The following is a 22,221-nucleotide window of genomic DNA, read 5'->3' on the forward strand; positions in this document are numbered from 1 at the left end:
CGCGAAAAAATGCGCAAAAATTTCGTATATCCAAATAATTTGCCTATATTTGCCGTCATAATTCTAATAATAACAACTTAAAACAATCGAATTTTAACGTATGATTACATTTACAATGGTTCTGCAGCTCTGTATCGTACTTGGTGCGCTGTGGGTTGGTTCCCGTTATGGCAGTCTGGCCTTGGGAGCTATTTCGGGAATTGGATTGGCTATTCTGGTGTTTGGCTTCGGACTTAAACCAGGAACGCCACCAACAGATGTTATTTACATCATCATTGCTGCTGTAACGTGTGCAGGAATCATGCAGGCTTCGGGCGGTATGGACTGGCTGATACAGATAGCCGAAAAGCTGCTGCGCAAGCATCCTGACCACATCACGTTTTTTGCACCGCTATGCACATTCTTCCTGACGGTGCTGGTAGGAACAGGTCACGTGGTTTACACGCTGATGCCTATCATCTGCGACATCGCGCTTAAGAAAGGTATCCGTCCGGAGCGCCCGTGTGGTGTTGCCTCTATTGCCTCGCAGGTTGGTATCACGTGTTCGCCTATTGCTGCGGCTGTGGTGGCCTTCGTCACCATTTCTAATGCCAACCACTTCGACATCACCATTCCTCGTGTACTCATGATCAGCATTCCTGCTTGTCTTTGCGGACTGATGGCAGCTGCTGCCGCTTCGTATCATCGCGGACTTGACCTGGATAAGGATCCTGAGTTCCAGAAGAAGATTGCCGATCCTATTCAGCGCGAGTATATCTACGGTTCGAACGCTACCACACTCGACAGACAGATTCCACAGTCGGCAAAGAATGCTGTATTTATCTTCCTGGGTGCGCTGGCTGTTATCGTAGTGTTTGCTGCCCTACCCGACCTGCTGCCTTCTTACCCCACCGTTAAGGCGGTTAAGGGTGCTGGCGACCTGACGCTTGCAAGCGGTGTTACCATCACGGCTTCGGCGCTGGCCAAAGCTGGTGTTGTGGCCGAAGGATTTACCGAGAAAGGTATGGTGGACCTGAAGATGAACTTGGTGATTCAGATTGTGATGATTTCGGCAGCTGCGCTGATGATTATCTTCTGTAAGGCTCAACCTAAGAAGGCGGTGGCTGGTCCGGTTTGGCAATCAGGTATGGTTGCGGTAGTTGCCATCTATGGTATCGCCTGGTTGGCCGACACATACTTCTCGAACTACATGAGCGAGATGCAGTCGATGCTGGCCGACATTGTCAAGGAATATCCATGGAGTATTGCTATCGTATTCTTCCTGGTTTCGGTGCTCATCAACTCGCAGGGTGCGGTGGTTGTAGCCATGCTGCCGTTGGCCTATAAGCTGGGTATCCCTGGTCCCGTACTGCTGGGTGTGCTGCCAGCCGTTTACGGTTACTTCTTTATCCCTAACTACCCATCGGATATCGCTACCGTTAACTTCGACCGTTCGGGCACTACGGTGATTGGTAAATACCTGCTGAACCACTCGTTCATGATGCCTGGCTTGATTAGCGTATTCACCTCTACGATAGTAGCTTATCTGCTTTCAATGATATTCTACTAAAAGGTATAAAAATAGCCCTCGCCGATGTGACGAGGGCTTCTTTTTTTATCTATATGCTTTAGAGATTCAAGCTCTTCTTCAGGGCCTCGATCTTCTCCTCGGCAGCCTTGGTGCAGCGCTCGTAATCGGCAGCATCCTTAAAGCTGGCATCCTTCACCTCGGTGTAGAACTTAATCTTTGGCTCGGTACCTGAAGGACGAACTGATACCTTTGTACCATCCTCGCAGAACCACTGCAGAACGTTGCTGGTGTCAGGCATATTCAACTTCTCAACACTACCGTCGGCCTTCTTAGCCTCCAGAGTCTTGTAGTCCTTCCACAGGCAAACCTTGCTACCACCCAGCTCCTTTGGAGGATTAGCGCGGAAGTCGGCCATCATCTGCTTAATCTCGTCGGCACCGGTCTTACCAGGACGAACCACATTGATGGTTACCTCCTTAGAGAATCCGTACTCCTTGTAGATATTCATCAGCAGGTCGTACAGAGTCATACCGTTATCGCGAGCCCATGCAGCAATCTCACAAATCAAGCAGATAGATGCTGGAGAATCCTTATCGCGAACCTTATCGAATGGCAGGAATCCGAAGCTCTCCTCACCACCACCGATGTACTTCTTAACGCCCTCAGAGATGCGAATCTCGTTGGCAATCCACTTGAAGCCTGTATAGCAGTCGCGATACTCTACGCCGTTCTTCTTAGCAATCTCGGCAATCACCTCGGTAGTAACGATGGTCTTTACCAGGAACTCGTTGCCCTTGAGCTGACCGAGCTTCTTCTTGTTGGCGATGATGTACCATGAGAACATCATACAGGTCTGGTTACCATTCAGAATCTCCCACTCGCCCTTAGCGTTGCGGCAAACGATAGCCAAACGGTCGGCATCTGGGTCAGAAGCGATTACCAGGTCGGCATTCAGGCGTGTACCAAGCTTCATACCCAGTGTCATAGCCTCGGCATTCTCGGGGTTAGGACTAACTACTGTGGGGAAGTTACCATCGATAACCATCTGCTCGGGAACCACGTGGATATTCTGGAAGCCCCATGAACGCAGAGCCTCAGGAATAATGACGCGACCAGTTCCGTGCATGGGGCTGTAAACGATATTCAGGTCCTTCTGGCGCAGGATGACATCCTGATCAACCATAGCCTCCTTAACAGCCTGCAGGTAATCCCAGTCCATCTCACCACCGATGATGTCGATGAGCTCCTTGTTACCATTGAACTTAACGTCCTCGATCTTTACCTTGTTAACCTCGTCGATGATACCCTTATCGTGTGGAGCCAGCACCTGAGCACCATCGTCCCAGTATGCCTTGTAGCCATTATACTCACGAGGGTTGTGCGATGCGGTTACGTTTACGCCAGCCTGACAGCCCAGCTGACGGATGGCGAACGAAATCTCAGGTGTTGGGCGAAGGCTCTCGAACAGATAAACCTTAATGCCGTTAGCCGAGAAAATGTCTGCTACAGTCTCTGCAAACATACGACCGTTGTTGCGGCAATCGTGACCTACAACAACCGAGCTCTGCTTGCCTGGGAATGCCTTCAGGATATAGTTGGCAAAACCCTGTGTAGCCATACCTACAATGTACTTGTTCATGCGGTTGGTACCAGCACCCATAATACCACGAAGGCCACCTGTACCAAACTCAAGATTCTGATAGAAAGCATCGATCAGCGCTGTCTTGTCAGCATTGTCGAGCATTGCCTGTACTTCCTTACGTGTCTCCTCATCAAAGGCTGGAGAAAGCCATTCCTTAGCCCGTGCCTCGCACTGAGCAATCAGTTGAGCGTTGTCTGCCATAATCTTTCTGTTTTATTTCTTTAGATTATAAATAAATTCTATTTTGCGAAATTACAAAAATAAAACGAGAAACGACCTAAATCATCTCTCGTTTTATAATTCATTAACTAATTAATTCTTCTTATCTTACTTCTTCAGCAGTTTATCGATTTCATCAAACTGTTTACCCATATTCAGGTTGAAGTAGATGCGATATAATGCGGGCGCCCACTTATCGAGCTCGCTTGGAGCCATTTCGCGATATTTTTCCATATAGGGGCGAGCCTTTTCGTACATCTTCAGAATCTGCTTCTTGTTCTTTCGGGGATCCATGCGCTGGGCAATGTTCAAGCAGGCCAAACCGGCTGTGTAATAAATGTCGGGCTGCTCTGGGTTTACCTCAATCAGCTGCTCGCTGAACTTCAGGCAGTCGTTATACTTCTTCATGTTCAGCATCACGGTGCTCTTGGCAAACAGATACAGCTCGTTGAGCGAGTCGATAGCCAATGCCTCGTTAACCACACTGTCAGCCATCTGATAGTTGCCGCGAGTGTTGTAAACATCCATCAGTCGGGGAAAGAAGTAGTTGGATTTGGGGTACTTCTTAAAGCCCTGCCAAAGGGTTGCGATATGCATCGAGTCGTCGTCGAGTTTATCCCATGCTTCGGCCATATACTGCAAGGTGTACTCCAGCTTCTGCTCGTCGCGCTGGGCTGTAGCTGCATGGCGCAGGGTAAGTACAGGGTCGTTCAAGCGATAGCCGCAATAGGTAGCCCAGTAAGCCACCTCGCCCATCTTGGGGTCCTTGTACATATAGTCGTAGCCTGTAAACAACGGCTGTCGGTCGCAGTCGAGATAGGTCTCAAAGAATTCAAGTGCGGTCATGAAATCGCCCTTCTTGAGATGGTGGGCGCCTCCGTAATAGATATTGGGGCGATAACCATTCATCTTGGCAGCGTTATCCTTGCGATATTCGGGGTGCGAGTTACCTTTCTTGTCGGGTATGGCATCGATAGAATCCAATTTCTCGGCTACGGTAAACATACGCTTAGCCAGATTAAAGAAGGCAGCTGTATCAACCTTCTGCTTGATATACATCTTCTCGTTAATGGCCAGATACTGCTTCTCAACCGACTGCAACCAGATGTCGTATATACGTACGTTCTGCTGGTTGGCAGAATCCTTCAGCAAGTCGGTCATCAGCTTCTCTGCCTGCTCTAAATTCTTCCCACTCTTCAGTATGGTTCGTGCTTCGCCAATCTGCTTACGCTGAGCGCTCATAGGGGCACTCATTATCACGCAGCTTATGGCCATAATTATCAATCTCTTCATCCAGTTTATACCTTATTATATATATAAGCGGGTGCAAAGGTATAAAAAAATGCTTAAAATGTTTGCAAACTACAGATTTTTTAGTATTTTTGCATCGTATTTATCAACTAATAACCTATTTGGGGCATGAAAAAGAAATATCTTTTATTGGGTTACGCAGTTATTGCGCTTTGTATTTTTATTATTCTATTAGCCATCACTGTTACGTCAATTGCAGGCGCTCAGGGAGCGCGAAACCATATGGCCAATCCAGAGAATCGTAAAGGTATCTACGATACGGCCGCCAAAGTGAGCAGAGATACTGGACTGAAGTTCCCGGAGTTCCGCATTAAGGAGCACAAACCTGGCGAATATCTGGAAGGTGGACAGTTCCGCGATACTCTGATTGTGTATTTCTACAAGGGTATCCCCGACTCTGTTTATCGCTCGTTCGAAGAGCGTGCTAAGAGCATCGAGGCTGGTAACGACAGCTGCAAGAGCGTAGAGATCGACAGCGTTACTTATAACTATCAGGACTTTTATGTAGGTGGTTTCTCAAGCTATGTAGGTGTGCAGGTATCCAGGAATTCGCCTTACGGTCGCATCATCTTCGGCAACTGGAAGCCAGCTAAGAAGTAGTTTGGTATAAACTTTGCAAAGATTTCAAGGAAAAGTTTGGTAGGTTCGAAAAAAATAACTACCTTTGCAGCCGATTTCTTAAAAAGAAGTCAAACAAGGCTGGTTCGGTAGCTCAGCTGGATAGAGCAACTGCCTTCTAAGCAGTAGGTCTTGGGTTCGAGCCCCAACCGAATCACAACAAAAAAGGTTAGCGAGTTGCTAACCTTTTTTGTTGTTTACTTAAATATTACCTTGCTTCGGCAACATTCGGTATCGCCATCTTTGCAGATGCGGATGCAATATTCGTTCTCGCCTGTCTGCATGCGGTAGAACGAGAGCGTATCACCCTGATGGGCCTCGGCTACGTAAGCTATTTCGAAACGCTTAATCTGATGCTCACGATACCAATCCAAATCCCATAAGTCGAGCACATGCTCGATGTACTTCACGGAATTGATATGCCCATTGATATCTACATCGTTATATTTGGTTTCTACTGTACCAACCAGCTGGGCGCTATCGTCCATCTTTACACGACCGCCTTTATCAATGGGGCATTCCTTGTCATCTACAATCCAGTTGTTGATGGCACCGTTGTCAATCGCAAAGATATCGGTTGGCTGGCGGGTTTCGGTATCAATCATGGCCCAGATACTGCGTCCGTAGCCATATACCTTACCATCCTCGCCTACTACACGGAAGTTACGACTGGTAAAGAAACGCATAGCACTCTCAACCCATGTCTCAACATTAAACTTAGTGTACATCTGTGGCATCTCGTCCATCTCGATGGCCAGTCGTGAGAGTACCCACGAACGCTTGATGGTCATGAGATATTTCATGCCAAAACCACGTGCCGACGAGTGATAATCGGCTGCATTCAGCATGTGATTGCCCATATGGCCCATAAACAATCGCTGCGAAAAGTCGCAGTGAAAGGGCTCTGCTAAAAATTCATATTTTCCTACTTTATCCATTCTCCTGTCTCGACTCTAAGAATTCACTAACCTGCTCCTGCATACCACGGGTTACGGCAATACGTCCGCTACGGGTGTACTGTAGCACGCAACCAAACGTGTCGAGGGCGCGGAACAACGAAATAATATCCTCGGTTACACCATGCATCTGTACAATGGTATAGGTGGGATTCACCTCGATCATGCTGGCCTGGAACCTGCGGATAGTACGCGATATCTCAGGATTCTCGAGCACCATCGGGGTTGACAGCTTGTAAAGACCCGATTCACGGATAAACAGCTGTTCGTCGGTAAAGAAGTTGGCCTTTACCACATCTATCTTCTTCTCAATCTGACGGGTAATCTTTACTATCTGATCTTCGTTGCTCCAAGCAGTGATGGTGTACTTATGTACGCCAGGAATACTTGATGCCGATACATTCAAGCTCTCGATATTTACTTGGCGACGGGTGAACACAGCTGTAATCTGATTCAGAATACCAGCCACATTCTCCGAGTAAACCAGCAGTGTATATAATTTCTTCTTATTTTCCATAATTATCAAAACTATTAAATCTCAAGCTGCATTTTGTCAACGTCCATACCTGGAGGTGTCATTGGCAGAACATTATCCTCCTCGAGGATGGCGCACTCCAGCAGGAATGGGCCATCGGTAGTAAGCATCTTCTTTACAAGGCCGGGCAGATCCTTACGATCGACTGCTGCCGCATAGTTAATACCATAACCTTTGGCAATGAGCTCGTAGTTAGGGTTCATCATCTTGGTGAACGATTTACGGCGCATCCAGAACATATCCTGCCACTGGCGTACGTTACCCAGGTAGTGATTGTTCATCACAATCATCTTTACAGGCTTCTGCTGCTCCATGATGGTGCCCAGTTCCTGAATACACATCTGGAATCCGCCATCGCCCATAAAGCAGCATACCGTACGGTTAGGGTCGGCAAACGTAGCACCGATGGCTGCGGGCAGACCGTAGCCCATAGTTCCTAAACCACCGCTGGTACACAAACTGCGCTTGTGGTGATACTTAAAGTAACGGGTTGCAAACAGCTGGTTCTGACCAACATCCGTAACAAGAATGGTATCGTCTGGAGACATCTCGGCTACCACGTTTACTACCTCGCCCATCTTCAGCGGACCTTCGGTTGGATGGATGGCGGGCTCGATGACCTTTTCGCGCTCCATAGCGTCTAACTCCTTAAACGAGTCGCGCCACTTCTGATGGTCGTTGGCCTCAATCAGCGCTGTGATAGCAGGTAACGATTCCTTACAATCAGCTACTACAGCTACGTCGGTCTTTACGTTCTTATCTATCTCGCTACGATCGATATCCAAGTGAATAATCTTGGCCTGTTTGGCGTAGGTTTTCAAATTACCAGTTACGCGATCGCTGAAACGCATACCGATAGCAATCAGCACATCGCACTCCTGCTCCTTCAGGTTCACGGCATAGTTACCGTGCATACCCAGCATACCCACATTGAGTGGATGATTTGATGGCAATGCCGAGAGGCCTAACATGGTACGACCAGCAGGGATATCAGCCTTTTCGAGGAATGCCTGTAGCTCTTTCTGTGCATTACCCAGCTCTACACCCTGACCAACAAGAGCCAAAGGTTTCTTGGCATTATTAATCAGTTCGGCAGCCTTGCGTACAGCCTCGTTATCCAGCTTTGGATAAGGTACATACGAACGAATGAAGTCGCACTTCATGGGCTCCCAGTCGATCTCCTCTACCTGTGCGTTCTTGGTAAAATCGAGTACCACAGGACCAGGACGACCCGTACGGGCAATATAGAAAGCACGACTTACAGCCCAGGCAACATCTTCGGCATGACGAATCTGGTAGCTCCACTTTGAGATAGGCTGCGATACGCCAACCAAATCTACCTCCTGGAAGAAGTCAGTACCCAGAGCGCCTGTTGGCACCTGACCGGCAATCACCACAATAGGTGTAGAGTCCATCATGGCATCGGCAATACCTGTTAACGTATTGGTGACACCAGGGCCGCTGGTTACCAAAACTACACCTACCTCGCCACTAACGCGGGCATAGCCCTCAGCGGCATGGGTTGCACCTTGTTCGTGGCGCACCAATATATGGTCGAAACATTTCTTTTCGCCTCGTGTATAATCAAAGAGCGCATCGTAGGTAGGCATGATCGAACCGCCGGGATAACCAAAAATGGTTTTTACACCCTCGGCCTTCAACGCCCTCATCAGCGCCTTTGCACCTGTTATTCTATCCTTCATAATTCATTGTACATTGATCATTGACCATTTAGTCGATTATTCTAACACCGCCTTTATCGGCACTCGATACGCTCTGGGCGTAGGCGCGCAATGCCTTGCTAACCACGCGGTTACGCTTAAGTGGCTGCTGTGGGCGTGCAGCCAGCTCGTCGTCGCTCAGTTTTACGCTGATAGAACGACTGGGGATATCAATCACGATGATATCGCCATCCTTTACCTTGCCGATGTTACCACCATTGGCAGCCTCGGGTGAGATATGACCGATACTCAAACCTGATGTACCACCCGAGAAACGACCATCGGTAATCAGCGCACACTCCTTACCCAGGTGCATGCTCTTAATATAGCTGGTAGGATACAGCATCTCCTGCATACCAGGACCTCCCTTTGGTCCCTCGTGGGTAATCACCACGCAGTCGCCACTCTTTACCTTGCCACCCAGAATGCCCTCGCAGGCATCCTCTTGTGAGTCGAACACCACAGCAGGGCCCTCGAAGTGCCACAGACTCTCATCTACACCAGCGGTCTTAACTACGCAACCGTCCTGGGCAATGTTACCAAACAGTACGGCCAGTCCGCCATCCTTGGTGTAAGCATGGGCCAAGTCGCGGATACAACCGTTTTCGCGGTCGGTATCAAGTGTGCCCCACTCTTCGCTCTGCGATCCCATCTTGGTTGAGAAGCGATTGCCAGGAGCCGTCTGATAAATGCGATTAGCTTCGGCATCTACAGCACCATCCACAATACTATATTTCTGCATGGCCTCGTTGAGTGTCAAGCCATCCACACGTGGGGCTGTGCCATCAATCAATCCACCTTTATTCAGCTCGTTCAGAATACCAAGAATACCACCTGCACGACCGCACTCCTGTACCGAGTACTTCTGGGTGTTAGGAGCCAGCTTACACAAGCAGGGAACCTTGCGGCTCAGAGCGTCGATATCCTTCATGGTGAAGTCGGCACCAGCTTCCTGAGCCACAGCCAACAAGTGCAGCACCGTATTGGTACTACCACCCATAGCGATATCCAGAGCCATCGCATTCATGAAGGCCTTGCGGGTAGCAATATTGCGTGGCAATACGCTCTCGTCGCCATCCTCGTAGTAAGCAAAGGCGTTCTTTACCACCTGACGGGCAGCAGCCTTGAACAGTTCGATACGATTGGTGTGAGTTGCCAAAATGGTACCATTACCAGGCAGCGACAGTCCGATGGCCTCAGTAAGCGAGTTCATCGAGTTGGCTGTAAACATACCCGAGCAGCTACCGCAACCAGGACAAGCACACTGTTCTATCTCCTTGATTTCGTCGTCGGTCACACTTGGGTCGGCACCTTTAATCATGGCGGTAATCAGGTCGGCATTCTCGCCGCGCCATTTACCAGCCTCCATCGGGCCACCACTACAAAACACCGTAGGAATATTCAGTCGCATTGAGGCCATCAGCATACCAGGTGTAACCTTATCACAGTTTGATATGCAAATCATGGCATCGGCCTTATGGGCGTTTACCATATACTCTACGCTGTCGGCAATAATATCACGACTGGGCAGCGAGTACAGCATACCATCGTGACCCATAGCAATACCGTCGTCGATAGCAATCGTATTGAATTCGGCAGCATAGCAGCCCATCTTTTCGATTTCCTCGCGCACAATCTGACCAATCTCGTGAAGATGTGTATGACCGGGCACAAACTGGGTAAACGAGTTCACAATGGCAATAATGGGTTTGCCAAACTGCTCGTGTTTCATACCCGTGGCCACCCACAATGCGCGGGCTCCAGCCATTCTACGTCCTTCTGTGCAGACTGCGCTGCGTAACTGGTGTTTCATATACCTATTTACTTTTAAAATCCGAAATTTAGCCGCAAAAATACAAATAAACTATCAAATAGCCAACTATTTCGGAAAATTATTAGTAAATTTGCAGCAAAATAATGATTACTAATAACAAATTGAAATGAAAAAGGGACTAATTACAATGCTGTTGGCAGCCCCGTTATCGGTGTTTGCCCAACAGCGACAGGAAATCACATTGAGTGATAACTGGCTCTTCTCACAAAACAAATCTGATTGGCAAACCGTTTGTGTGCCTCACGATTGGGCTATTGCAGGACCGTTTGATAAGAAATGGGACTTGCAGAAGGTGGCTATCGAACAGAATGGCGAAACCGAAGCAACCGAAAAGAGTGGACGTTCGGGTGCCCTGCCCTGGATTGGCGAAGGACATTATAAGCGAACCATCACTATCCCAGAAGGTTACAAGCATGCAATGCTGGTGTTCGATGGGGCTATGTCCGAACCTACAGTAAGCATCAACGGCATGCAGGCCGGCTATTGGGCCTACGGCTACAATACCTTCCGCGTGAATATCACCCCATTTATACAAACAGGCGACAACCTGCTGGAGGTTGATCTGCAGAATGTAGAAGAGAGCAGTCGCTGGTATCCTGGCGCTGGTATCTACCGTCCTGTAAAACTGGTACTTACAAAATACGGATGGATTGATCCTTGGAAAACTTATATCCGCACCCGCGAACTGAGTGCCAACCTGGCTGTACTTGATGTAAACGTGGGTATCGGCAGTGCGCTGGATGGTGGTTTAAAATTCGATGTGGAGATTTGCGATGCTACTGGTAAAGTAGTAGCAAGCGGCAGTAGTGACGACCTGAACAACGAAGGCATTGCACAAATGGCTATAACCGTTAATCAGCCCCAGCTGTGGAGCCCTGAGTCACCTTATTTATATACTGCTCGCATCAAATACTCGCAGAGTGGCGAACTGCTTGATGAAGTAACACAGAAGTTTGGTATCCGTACCATCAAATGCTCAAAGGATGGTGGTTTCCAGCTTAATGGCGTATCGCGCAAAATTAAGGGTGTTTGCTTGCATCACGACCTTGGTCCGTTGGGTGCCGCCATCAACAAGAGTGCACTTATCCGACAGATCAAGATGATGAAGGCGATGGGTTGTGATGCAATTCGTACATCGCACAATATGCCCAGTCAGATGCAGATGGATGTTTGCGATTCGTTGGGTATGATGGTGATGGCCGAGAGCTTCGACATGTGGAAATATCCCAAGTGCAAGAATGGTTATGCACGTTTCTTCGATGAGTGGTGGGCGAAGGATATCACCAACCTGGTGCTTGCCAACCGTAATCATCCCAGCATCATCATGTGGAGTATCGGCAACGAGATTCCTGAACAAGGCAATAAAGTCGAAGGTCCGAAGATGGCCAAGGCCCTGCAGGATCTCTGTCATCAGCTCGACCCCTCACGTCCCGTTACACAAGGTATGGACCGTGTAGATGAAGCCGTAAACTATGGTTTTGCTGCTGTCATGGATGTTCCAGGTTACAACTACCGACTGCCTAAATATAAACTGTATTACGAAAAGCTGCCACAGGGATTCCTGTTAGGTTCCGAAACGGCTTCAACCGTCAGCAGTCGCGGCGTATATAAGTTCCCTGTCGAGATTAAGGACAACTCGCAGTATGCCTCATGGTCGCCTGGTTATATTCCTGGTGCCGTACTGAAAGAAGACGGACAGTGTTCGGCTTATGATGTGGAGCATTGCTCGTGGAGTAATCTGCCCGACGACGATTGGGTGATGCAGGACGATCTGCCTTGGGTGATTGGTGAGTTTGTTTGGACAGGTTACGACTATCTGGGTGAGCCTACCCCATACGATGAGTACTGGCCCTCGCGCAGCAGCTATTTCGGCATCTGCGATTTGGCCGGTCTGCCTAAGGATCGTTATTTCCTGTATCGTTCTAAGTGGAACAAGGATCAGCATACTATCCATCTGCTGCCTCACTGGAGCTTTGGCAAGGAACGTGTTGGCAAGGTAACACCAGTTTATTGCTACACCGATTATCCTGCAGGCGAACTCTTTGTAAATGGTAAGAGTCAGGGTAAGGTAACTAAGAATCCAGCCGAGCGTTTGGACCGTTATCGTCTGCGTTGGAACAATGTGGTTTACAAGCCAGGCGAGGTAAAAGTGGTGGTTTACGACACCCAAGGCAACAAGGCTGGCGAGCAGACCATCCGTACAGCAGGCAAACCATCAGCCATCGCTTGTGATGTTTGGACACAGCACGATGCCCCATGTCTGAAGGCTGATGGCGACGATTTAGCCTTCGTTACTGTATCACTTACTGATAAGAATGGCATCATGATTCCAGAGGCCGACGATCAGCTTACTTTTGAGGTGACTGGTGCAGGTACCTTCGAGGCTGTCTGCAATGGCGATGCCACCAGCTTAGAGCCATTTAAAGAGCCAACCATGAAGCTGTTTAAAGGTCAGTTGGTAGTTATTGTTCGTGGTGCTAAACAGCCAGGAACAGCCATCTTGAAGGTAACCGATAAGAGCAGAAAACTGAGTAAGACTATCGAGATTAAAGTAGGCTAATAAGACTACTTGCTAACACGATAACAACCATGATGATTTCAGCTGTGCGATTTACTCGTACAGCTGTTTTCATATCTGCTGTAGTCAACTCGCGATCGTTATCACCAATATAAGGTTTATCGAATACTTCGCCGAAATACTTATGTGGTCCACCAAACCTGCAATTCAGAATGCTGGCTAATGCAGCCTCAGGATAACCGCTATTTGGTGAAGCATGACAGCAACCGTATTTGCGCACGAAACCAAGGCACTTTGGGCACCAAATAACCATCAGTAACGCAGTTAAGCGCGCGGGGATGTAGTTGGCTACATCATCGATACGGGCAGCCCAGCAGCCAAACTGCAGGTAGCGTTCGGTATGGTAGCCAATCATCGAGTCGAGTGTGTTCACCATCTTATAAGCCAGCATACCAGGTGTGCCCAGCAACATCAACCAGAACAGCGGCGCTATTACTCCATCACTCAGGTTCTCGGCCAGCGTCTCGAGTGCTGCCGTACGTACCTCTTGTGCCGACAGCTCCGAGGTGTCGCGACCCACAATACGGGCCACCTGCGCCCTACCCTCGTCTAACGATCTGTCTAAGGCCAGAAACACCTGTCGCACCTCACGGATAAGTGTCGTTCCCGCCAAGCAGTAAAACACAGCGATGGCGTCGAACGCCAATAACAAATAAACGTTAACCAATAAACAGCACTTACGGATAAACCACGTAGTAGCAAATATCGCAACGATGAATCCAATAGCCATCAAAGCACCTTTTAGTTTGCGATGGTTACCATGATTCAGATGCCGTTCGCCAAAGGCAATCATTCGTCCGAACCACACGATGGGATGCGGCAACTTCACTGGGTCGCCGAATATCAAATCGAGTAGCCAACCTATCAATAATGCTATCGGATTAATCATGACTCATTATCTCATAAATACGCTGTATATCAACATGCTGGCGCACGTGGGCTGCCAACTTATTATACTGCTCGTTCTTAAAAGAATCGGCATCCTGCGCTGTGAAAGTCTGCTTAGTACCCAACAGATAGTCGATAACCGACTGATTGTCGAGGAAACCGTGAATATATGTACCAATACAATGATCCGTCTGCATGATCATCTCATCGGTATCACTCACGCCCTGATGAATCTCGTAACCCTGACAGGTCTGACCATTAAACTGGAAACTCACCTGACGGGTGGTCTTCTCTGCGCTCATGGTGGTGTGGATGGGCAGCAGTCCAAGACCAGGCAGACTGGCTATCGAACCTTCCACACCATCAGGATCATCCACCGAAAGTCCCAGCATCTGATAACCACCACAGATACCTATCACCATCTTACCATCGCGATGGGCGCGCATGATAGTCTGTGCACAACCGTTCCGACGCAACTCCAACAGGTCGTCGAGGGTTGATTTCGTGCCAGGCAGGATGATGAAATCAGCCTGCTCCAGATCCGAGATATTATTGGTATAAAACAGGTTCACACGCGGATGACGCTCCAGGGTGTCGAAATCGGTATAATTGGAGATATGTCGCAACAGCACCACTGCCACGTTCACCTTACCAGCTATCAACTGCCGGCGCTTCTGCTCCAGCGCCACCGAATCCTCCTCGTCGATATAGATATCCTTATAGTATGGCACCACGCCTAACACAGGTACTCCACACAGATCCTCGAGCATCCGTCGCCCCTCGTCGAAAAGACGCATATCACCACGAAACTTATTGATGATAATACCCTTGATGAGTTTTCTATCCTCAGGTGTCTGCAGTGCAATACTGCCATAGACCGATGCAAACACGCCACCTCTATCAATGTCACCCACCAGTATCACATCCGCCTGCGCATGGCGTGCCATCGGCAGATTCACCAAGTCGGTTGCACGCAAATTGATTTCCGAGATACTGCCAGCGCCCTCCATCACGATGGGATTATAGCGAGCCGCCAAGCGATCGAAGGCTCCGCATACTTCCTGTCGGTAATCGATATCGGAACAGCCCCGCCGCCAGTAGTCGTAGGCATGCTTGTTGCCCAATGGCTTGCCATGCAGCACCACTTGCGACGTATGGTCAGAACTGGGTTTAAGAAGTAGCGGATTCATATCCGTCTCACAAGGGATGCCAGCCGCCTCGGCCTGTACAGCCTGTGCACGTCCTATCTCGAAACCGTCGGGTGTGGCATAAGAGTTAAGCGCCATATTCTGTGCTTTAAAAGGCGCTGGCGCATATCCATCCTGACGGAAGATGCGACAGAAGGCTGCAGCTAGGATGCTCTTACCCACATCACTGCCTGTACCAACGAACATCAGGGGGTGTAACTTCTTCATAAGTCGCGACCAGGTTTTAGTTGTGCAGCATCATCAAAAGTCAGAATCGCATTACAGAGTGTCGCAGCCAGATTGCTACCGCCTTTACGTCCTTCCACTATCAGTTTGGGAATATCGCGGAAAGGTTTCACCATGTGTTTCGACTCGCACACATGCACAAACCCCACAGGTGCCGCGATGATACCGGCTGGATGCGCTTTGCCTTTGCGCACCAGTTCACACAGTTCCATAAGCGCTGTTGGTGCATTGCCAAAAGCAAACAGTGCATCAGGATGCTCCTCCACGGCCAGACGAATGCCAGCCTGCGTACGCGTGATACCCAAGTGCTCTGCCATCTCAGTAGCACGTGGGTCTGAGAGATAACATTTCACCTCAAGACCCAGTCGCTCTACCGCTCCCTTGCGGATACCACTGGTCACCATCGTCACATCGCTGATGATCGTCTTCAGTGTGCCATCCTTCACCTTCTGATAGAGCGTTTCTACAGCCCCTTCGTCAGAATACAGGATATTCTCCATATCAAAGTCGGCTGTAGTATGGATGGCATGCAGCAGTGCCCATTTATGGTCGAGCGGATAGTCCTGTCGTTTCAGTTCCTTTGCGATGGTGAGGAATGAGGTTATCATGATGTTCTGCCCCACTTTCTCGCCTTCAGCCACCACCTCACGGTAGTAACCGCGTGGCGTAATCAGGCGGCCGTCAGCTATATAGGACTGGGAATTACCGATGATGATGACGGTAAACATATCCACATCCTCAGGGTCGAAAGCGCCGAGAGTCGTCAACTTCACCACCTCGTCGTCGCGACCCGCCTGGCGCACATAGCCCACAGGGGTTTCAGCCGAACGATGCTGCAGGAATATCTCTTGCAAGCGATACAGCTGCCAGTAGCGCCCATGCGATTTGGGATTATAGACCGCCGTCACAAAGTCACCCATCGCAGCCGCCACTATGCGACGTTCTATCACCTCCCAAGGCGTCATCAGGTCGCTCATCGAGATGATACACATATCATGCCCGATAGGCGCACCCAACAGTGAGGCAGCCTTCTGGAAGGCGGATATGCCCGGCAGCGACACGATTTCGATATCCGAGCCACGTTCGCGGCGCATCTCATAGATCAAGGGCGTCATACCGTAGATGCCGGCATCACCCGAAGAGATCACCACCACCGTCTTATCCTGTTCGGCCAGTTCAAAAGCCTGTGCAGCGCGCTGGCGTTCCTTCTTCATACCCGTGTCGATACACTCACAGTCGGCCTTTACATAAGGCATGATAAACTGGAAGTAATACTGAAAGCCCACTATCACGTCGGCCTGTCGCACTGCCTCGAGCACTGCAGGTGTGATGTCCTGCTGCGAACCAGGACCAATGCCAGCTACGATAATCTTTCCCATATCCTCTTAGTTTTTGAATTTTACTTTCAGTCCTACCACCAGCATGCGTCCTGGTGTGTATAGCGCATACTTGCGCGTAGAAGAGTCTAAGCGACGGTCAACCTTATCGAAGATATTATCTACACCGATGCTAGGCTCCAGATAAGCCCACTTGGCCACATCAAAGGCATGCGTGGTATGCAGGTTCCACAAACCGAAACCAGGCGCATCTTCATAACTGCCCGTATAATAAGTCTTCGACTGCAATCGTCCATTCAGGTTCACGGTGAGTGCATATTTGCCCCAGGCATGATGGTAGTTGGCTGCCACCGTAGCAGCGTGGCGCATACTGCGCTCCAGCACCGTCCACACCTCACCACTATGGGTGCGGGTATACGTATAAACATAGTTGACTGAGAGGTTGAAACCACTGAAGAGATTAGCCGACACATTCATCTGCACACCCTTCACGTCGCCTTTATCACTGTTCTGATACAGGGCGTAGCTCACCATCTTGTCGGCCTGGTCCTGTGTCATCTCCGGGAATTCTGTCATGAGCATCTGCCTACTGGCATCATCCACATCCACATTCTGTTTCACCACCATATCGTTGATACGGTTCAGATAGCCCGTCACACTCACAGCCAGAGCCTGTGTACGATATTCAGCATTCAGTGCGAAGTAGTTGCTCTTCTCAGGCTTCAGGTCCTGATTGCCAAAGCTGATCTGTGCCTTACCACGATTCACTGAGAAATAGTGGTAGTAGAGTTCATCGAGCCCAGGTGCACGGAAACCGGCAGAGTAAGTAGCTCGGAATCTGAAGTTTCCCGGTGCATACATCAGTGTGGCTTTTGGTGTGAGATGCTGGTCAAACGTCTCATGATGCGTCAGTCGCAATCCCAGTGTCGCCGTCAGGTTCTTCAGCAGCGTCATCTCGTGCTGGGCATAGGCAGCGAGCGAATACACATGACTGTCGATATTACCGCTGGTGGCATTGAGATACTCCTTGCGCCAGTCGGCACCGAAGATGGTGGTAGAGTGCGCTGTCAGTCCCAGGATGGCTTTCAACTGTCCCTCCATCATGCGCTGCTTCTTCGACTGCACGTAGTCGCCAATGGCATTGGTCTTCGTGGCCACATCATACTCCTTGCCATAACGGAAACGGTCCACCACGAAATCGGCCTGAATCGAGTTCTTGGCCGTAAACTTATAGATTCCGCCCACGTTCCATCGCAGTCCTTTGTAGCGCATCTCGTAGTCGGTACCGCCAGTGATATCGCTGCGTGTTTCTGGGCGATCGGTTATCTTATATGAATAGTCTATACCCGCATTCAGCGCCAAATGCTTATTGGGGGTATAAGTAAATTTCTGTCCGATGATATCAGAGCGATAGCCGGTGAACAGCGGGGCTATCGACGCCTGAGTTTCTGTGTCGGAACCTTTCACCAGTTCCAGGTCGTTGTTACGATAACTGTCGGCCCTATCATGCATGAACGAGGTGTAGGAACCGAAGCCATTCTTGAAGATGTCGAGACCAACCGACTCTGTGAGCACGCCATGCCCCGACACACGCGTGTCGCTGCTGACGCTCATCATATCCTGTGTAGGCTGATCGGTGATGATATTGATGACACCCGCGATGGCATCACTACCATAGAGTGACGAGGCAGCCCCATCAAGCACCTCGATACGTTTTACGCGCGACATGTTGATACGATTCAGATCCACATTGTTTGAGATGTCGCCCGATAGTTTCTGACCGTTTATCAGAATCAGGATGTATTTATTGCCAAGTCCGTTCAGTCTGAGGAAGCTCCCCATGCTGCTGGGAGCCATCGATGCCTGCGGCATCATGCGTGTGAGTGCGCCGTCGAAGGTCGTGATACCTTGTTCACGCATCTCCTGACTGGAGAGCACTCTTACTGGTGTGGCTGTTGATTTCAGGCGCTGGTGATGACCAGAGCCAGTGACAACCACAGGATTTAGGTTATACGAACGACGGACAGCATTCGAGTCCGTCTTATGAATTTGTGAAAAGGCGGTACTCCCCGAAAGGAGTACCACCAGGAACGAGAAATATTTAATCCTCATTTAACAAAACTAATCTTAATTATTCGGCAGCTGTTGTAGGAGTCGAGAGGGCGTCGTCGGTGCCCAGCTTGGCGATAGCCTCACGGGTGTGGTTCATCCACAACTTGCGCACGGCACTACGCTCAGCCAGTCCGGGGATATACTCCTCGCCGCTCTTATACTTCTTCCAGCAAGCCTCAGTGTAGTTGGTCTCATAGGCAGCAGTCTCAATGCCTGCAGCATTAAACATAGAGAACCAGCTTTCATCATCCTCATCATCAGCCATATCGTTGTGGGCGTGATCACCGGCGATACTCATCAGCACAAACAGCTGAGCCTTCTTGCTTGCATTCTCAGGATAAGATATGGTCTTGGTTACATCGCCAATCTGATAGTCGAATGTGCCACCAGCAATGTGGTTAAGAACATCCTCGGCATAAGTCTCGTCCATATCAACGGTACCTACATAGAAGTTAGGATTGATTTCGCGCAGATACTCCTCGAGCTGCAGGTAGCGCACGTTACCACCATAGTAGTCGTAACCCTCTGGATTACCATGACCCATGAAAGCCACGATACCCTGAGCCACAGCGGCCTTCACGTCAGCCTCGTTGTTCAGTGTGGTAGCCAGTGTCTTGGCGTCGCTCTCCTCAGCCATCAGTGGGGTACCTACAACCACCTGGCGGTCCAGACTCTTCATGTAAGCATCAGTGAAGTCACCATTACGGTTGTTCATAAAGTCCTTCACATAGCTGTCGCGCACACGGCGATACTCTTCACCAGGGATTACCTGCAGCGACTGTACCACCACCTGCTTGTAACCAGCCAGACCGATAGCGGTGAGCCAGTGCTCGGGGTCGTAATAGTCCTTAGGTTCCACATTCTCACCCGCACGGGCATTGTTGATACAGATGGCCGAAGAGAATGAGAGATATACATCCCATCCACCGAACTGAGCCTTGTAGTCATCCACCACCTTATCAAAGGTGTCATAGGCCTGTTCCCAGGTAGAACCGAAGGCTACCAGCAGGATCACCTTGTCACTCTTCTTCTGTGCATTCACTGTCTGGTTCACAGCCTGCTGATACCTGTCATAGTTCGACTGTGTTGATTTGTTGTCATCATCGCTGTCGCAAGCTGTAAACAGTGCGCTGCCCACTACTGTCAGCATGGCCAGCATCAAAAACTTAATCTGTTTCATTGTTGTTGTAATTAAAATTAGACTTAAACTTATTTGATAGTTTCTTACCTTGATTGAATCTCAGCGTGAGCGAGGCATAGATAGTTCTGCCTGGCGAGGTGGTGCCCAAATGCAGTCCGTGAGGCGTGCGGTCCACGAAATCAAAGATGTTGTCGATACCGGCATCCACTTTCAGCAGTCGGCCTATCTGATGATTGGTTGAGAGTCGCCACAATTGATAACCCTTGCCGTCGCCGTCTATCTGATAGTAGCGCTTACTGCTCAAGCGTCCGTAGATACCCACGCCCAACTGGTATTTCTTTGAGAACTGATGATTCCAGGTGGCATATACGTTAGCCTTGTGATGCGCCATACCGTCGATGGTCACCTTCTGCATCACGTCGTTCTCAGTGTCATACTGGTTGGCTTCGGTGTCCAGATAGCTGTAGCTACCACCAGCGGTGAAGTGCTTACCCTGATAGCGCACGGTGAAATCCACGCCATAGGTCTTGGCATCTTCCATATTCTGATATTGACGCACACGGATGGGGTCGTATTTCGTAATCAGTTCGCCCGGAGCCTGCTTGGTAGGTATGGTCACCAGCGTGATCATGCGGTCCACCTTATTAATATAAGGCGCCAAGGTCAGCGTCAGGTGCCCGATGGTATATTCCACGCTGGCACCGAAATAATTCGAGGTCTGTGCCTTCAGGTCTTCATTGCCCAGGTAGAGATACACACCATTCATATTCTTGATATACTGATAGTGCAACTCCTTAGGCGTAGGTGTCTTGTAACCCTGACTCCAGGTGGCTCGCAGTCGCAGGTCGCCCAACTTCAGCATGGCTGACAGTTTGGGTGTCAGTCGGGTGCCGAATCCCTCATTGCGGGTCAGTCGCAAACCGCCTGTGATGTGGAGTGGATCCAGCAGTGCCCACTCGTCCTGCACATACAGTGCTTCGGTATTGTCAGTCGCTTTTCCGCCAGCCACACGCATCGGCGCTTTCAACCAGTCGTAGCGATACTCCAGTCCGGCACTCAACTGCTGCTCATAGGGCAACGCAAAGATTCCTTTCAGCGAGATGTTAGTCAGTCGCTGGTCGCTCTGCAGTTCCTTATCACCGGGGAAGTAAGGGAAATAATTGGTAAAACGGCCGTTCACATAGCCATCCGTCAGCGTGGTGTCGGTATAGGCGTAGTTATAGGCATGCTTCTTCCAGTCGGCATCCAGCGTAATCACGTCGGTCTTGTTCAGCTTCCACTTACCACCTACTGACGCCGACGCATTGTTGTACTGCAGATCCCATGTCTTCACGTCCACACCGGGATGATGACCGCAGGGGCGATAGATGCGCTTCCAGTAGATGCTACCGTCGGCATAGAGTTCGATGGCAGGCGTGAGCTGATAAGTCAGTCGCTCAGCTATCTGCCAGTTGGTATGCCGGTTCACCGTCTTGTTGCGCGAGTCGGTGATGTGGTATTCCGTTTGTTGGATAGCTTCCTCGGCGGTGTTCTGCCAACCGTCGGAGTGCTGCAATTGGAAGTTGGTGTAGCTCGACAGTTTACCATAGTTGAGCGCCACGCCGTTATGCTGCCTGATGTCGCCATAAGTGCCTACGCGCGTGGTGTTCTCCACCATCACGCCCTGTTCGCGATGCTTGCGGGTGATGATATTGATCACACCAGCTATCGCATCACTGCCATAGAGGGCACTCGAGGCACCCTTCACGATTTCTATCTTCTCGATATTATGCGGGTCGATAAGACTCAGGTCGTTCTCGCCACCATTATCACCATGCAGGCGCCTACCGTCTATCAGTATCAGCACATACGCGTTGCCCAGACCATTCATCTGCAGTCTGCTACTCATATCGTTCTCGCTGAAATCGAACGATGCCGTGAGTCCCGACAGGATATCCTCGATACTCTTGCCGGCATACTGCTGCAACTGCCGGCGACTGATTACTTCGGTCTGCACGGGCGCATCTTTCAGCAGGTGCTGCGTACCAGTACCTGTCACCACCACCTCCTGCAAACTATCAGCACGCCAAATGTCGGTCTGGGCATTTGCACCAATAGCAAGCAAACTCAGGCCTATTGCCAATTGCTTCCCTAGTTTCATTACTATCAAATTATCACAACCGCTAACTCCTGAACGGTCTAAAGTTAAATTGTCAATCTTCAATTGACATTCGGCAGGTCTTCTGACTTTCCTCAGTCTGTCTTACCTTCCCGAGCCTGTGGCTCAGTGGCGTTATACAGGCAAACCCTTTTTGCGAGGATTACAGCTGCAGGTACAGTTACGGATTCTCACCGTATTCCCTTTTCATCGTAGTGGCATCGGCCACCAGATGACCTTATTTTGGCG

At 49.7% G+C, this 22,221-nt stretch carries 15 protein-coding genes, 1 tRNA gene and 1 riboswitch; of the genes, 4 read left to right on the plus strand and 12 right to left on the minus strand.

Features of this window, described 5'->3' with window-relative positions; translation table 11 throughout:
* Positions 1-100 precede the first annotated feature (100 nt).
* Positions 101-1,549, plus strand: a complete 1,449-nt coding sequence (locus PRU_RS05575) for an anaerobic C4-dicarboxylate transporter (RefSeq protein WP_033151085.1) — start codon at positions 101-103, stop codon at positions 1,547-1,549.
* Positions 1,550-1,607: 58 nt separating this feature from the next.
* Here the strand turns inward: PRU_RS05575 and PRU_RS05580 are convergent, their stop codons facing one another.
* Complete coding sequence (locus tag PRU_RS05580; RefSeq protein WP_013065481.1) at positions 1,608-3,353, minus strand: phospho-sugar mutase; 1,746 nt, start codon at positions 3,351-3,353, stop codon at positions 1,608-1,610.
* Between the two features lie 126 nt (positions 3,354-3,479).
* Positions 3,480-4,664, minus strand: a complete 1,185-nt coding sequence (locus tag PRU_RS05585) for a tetratricopeptide repeat protein (RefSeq protein ID WP_041385775.1) — start codon at positions 4,662-4,664, stop codon at positions 3,480-3,482.
* A gap of 240 nt (positions 4,665-4,904) precedes the next feature.
* On the opposite strand from PRU_RS05585, the gene PRU_RS05590 reads away from it, so the two are divergent.
* Together PRU_RS05590 and PRU_RS05595 are read left to right on the plus strand one after the other, a co-directional pair.
* Positions 4,905-5,282, plus strand: a complete 378-nt coding sequence (locus PRU_RS05590) for a hypothetical protein (protein ID WP_033151087.1) — start codon at positions 4,905-4,907, stop codon at positions 5,280-5,282.
* Between the two features lie 101 nt (positions 5,283-5,383).
* Positions 5,384-5,457 (plus strand) — tRNA-Arg (locus PRU_RS05595).
* A gap of 40 nt (positions 5,458-5,497) precedes the next feature.
* Here PRU_RS05595 and PRU_RS05600 read toward each other — a convergent pair.
* The 4 genes from PRU_RS05600 to ilvD are packed head-to-tail and all read right to left on the minus strand — an operon-like array spanning position 5,498 to position 10,325.
* A complete protein-coding gene (locus tag PRU_RS05600) occupies positions 5,498-6,238 on the minus strand; it encodes an acyl-[acyl-carrier-protein] thioesterase (RefSeq protein WP_013064244.1) in 741 nt (246 codons plus the stop codon).
* Positions 6,231-6,773 carry an acetolactate synthase small subunit gene (gene ilvN / locus PRU_RS05605; RefSeq protein ID WP_013063605.1) on the minus strand — a complete coding sequence of 181 codons (543 nt, stop codon included), beginning with the start codon at positions 6,771-6,773 and terminating at the stop codon, positions 6,231-6,233. The genes PRU_RS05600 and ilvN overlap by 8 nt, the downstream gene beginning before the upstream one ends.
* A gap of 14 nt (positions 6,774-6,787) precedes the next feature.
* Positions 6,788-8,497 carry a biosynthetic-type acetolactate synthase large subunit gene (gene ilvB, locus PRU_RS05610; RefSeq protein ID WP_041385777.1) on the minus strand — a complete coding sequence of 570 codons (1,710 nt, stop codon included), beginning with the start codon at positions 8,495-8,497 and terminating at the stop codon, positions 6,788-6,790.
* Between the two features lie 25 nt (positions 8,498-8,522).
* The gene (gene ilvD / locus PRU_RS05615) at positions 8,523-10,325 is read right to left on the minus strand and encodes a dihydroxy-acid dehydratase (RefSeq protein ID WP_013064029.1); all 1,803 of its coding nucleotides are present in this window, start codon (positions 10,323-10,325) and stop codon (positions 8,523-8,525) included.
* 127 nt (positions 10,326-10,452) lie between these two features.
* Between ilvD and PRU_RS05620 the strand changes: the two genes are divergently transcribed.
* On the plus strand, positions 10,453-12,906 hold the full coding sequence (locus tag PRU_RS05620; RefSeq protein ID WP_013063425.1) for a glycoside hydrolase family 2 TIM barrel-domain containing protein: 2,454 nt from the start codon (positions 10,453-10,455) through the stop codon (positions 12,904-12,906).
* Here PRU_RS05620 and cbiB read toward each other — a convergent pair.
* The 6 genes from cbiB to PRU_RS05650 are packed head-to-tail and all read right to left on the minus strand — an operon-like array spanning position 12,893 to position 21,975.
* Positions 12,893-13,813 (minus strand): adenosylcobinamide-phosphate synthase CbiB, encoded by a 921-nt coding sequence (gene cbiB, locus PRU_RS05625; RefSeq protein WP_013065304.1) that lies wholly within the window; start codon positions 13,811-13,813, stop codon positions 12,893-12,895. The genes PRU_RS05620 and cbiB overlap by 14 nt on opposite strands.
* Entirely contained in the window at positions 13,806-15,227 is a 1,422-nt protein-coding gene (locus tag PRU_RS05630; RefSeq protein WP_013063612.1) for a cobyric acid synthase, read from the minus strand. Before PRU_RS05630 ends, cbiB begins: the two co-directional genes overlap by 8 nt.
* Positions 15,224-16,624 (minus strand): precorrin-3B C(17)-methyltransferase, encoded by a 1,401-nt coding sequence (gene cobJ, locus PRU_RS05635; protein ID WP_013063023.1) that lies wholly within the window; start codon positions 16,622-16,624, stop codon positions 15,224-15,226. Before cobJ ends, PRU_RS05630 begins: the two co-directional genes overlap by 4 nt.
* Positions 16,625-16,630: 6 nt before the next feature.
* The gene (locus tag PRU_RS05640; RefSeq protein ID WP_013064841.1) at positions 16,631-18,694 is read right to left on the minus strand and encodes a TonB-dependent receptor plug domain-containing protein; all 2,064 of its coding nucleotides are present in this window, start codon (positions 18,692-18,694) and stop codon (positions 16,631-16,633) included.
* A 19-nt stretch (positions 18,695-18,713) separates the two neighbouring features.
* Positions 18,714-19,874, minus strand: a complete 1,161-nt coding sequence (locus PRU_RS05645) for a sirohydrochlorin cobaltochelatase (RefSeq protein ID WP_049769092.1) — start codon at positions 19,872-19,874, stop codon at positions 18,714-18,716.
* Positions 19,861-21,975, minus strand: coding sequence for a TonB-dependent receptor plug domain-containing protein (locus PRU_RS05650; RefSeq protein WP_013063256.1), 2,115 nt, complete (start codon positions 21,973-21,975; stop codon positions 19,861-19,863). The genes PRU_RS05645 and PRU_RS05650 overlap by 14 nt, the downstream gene beginning before the upstream one ends.
* Before the next feature lie 55 nt (positions 21,976-22,030).
* Positions 22,031-22,220: riboswitch (cobalamin riboswitch) on the minus strand.
* Position 22,221: the final 1 nt, after the last annotated feature.

Source organism: Xylanibacter ruminicola 23 (assembly GCF_000025925.1).
Taxonomy (GTDB): Bacteria; Bacteroidota; Bacteroidia; order Bacteroidales; family Bacteroidaceae; genus Prevotella; species Prevotella ruminicola.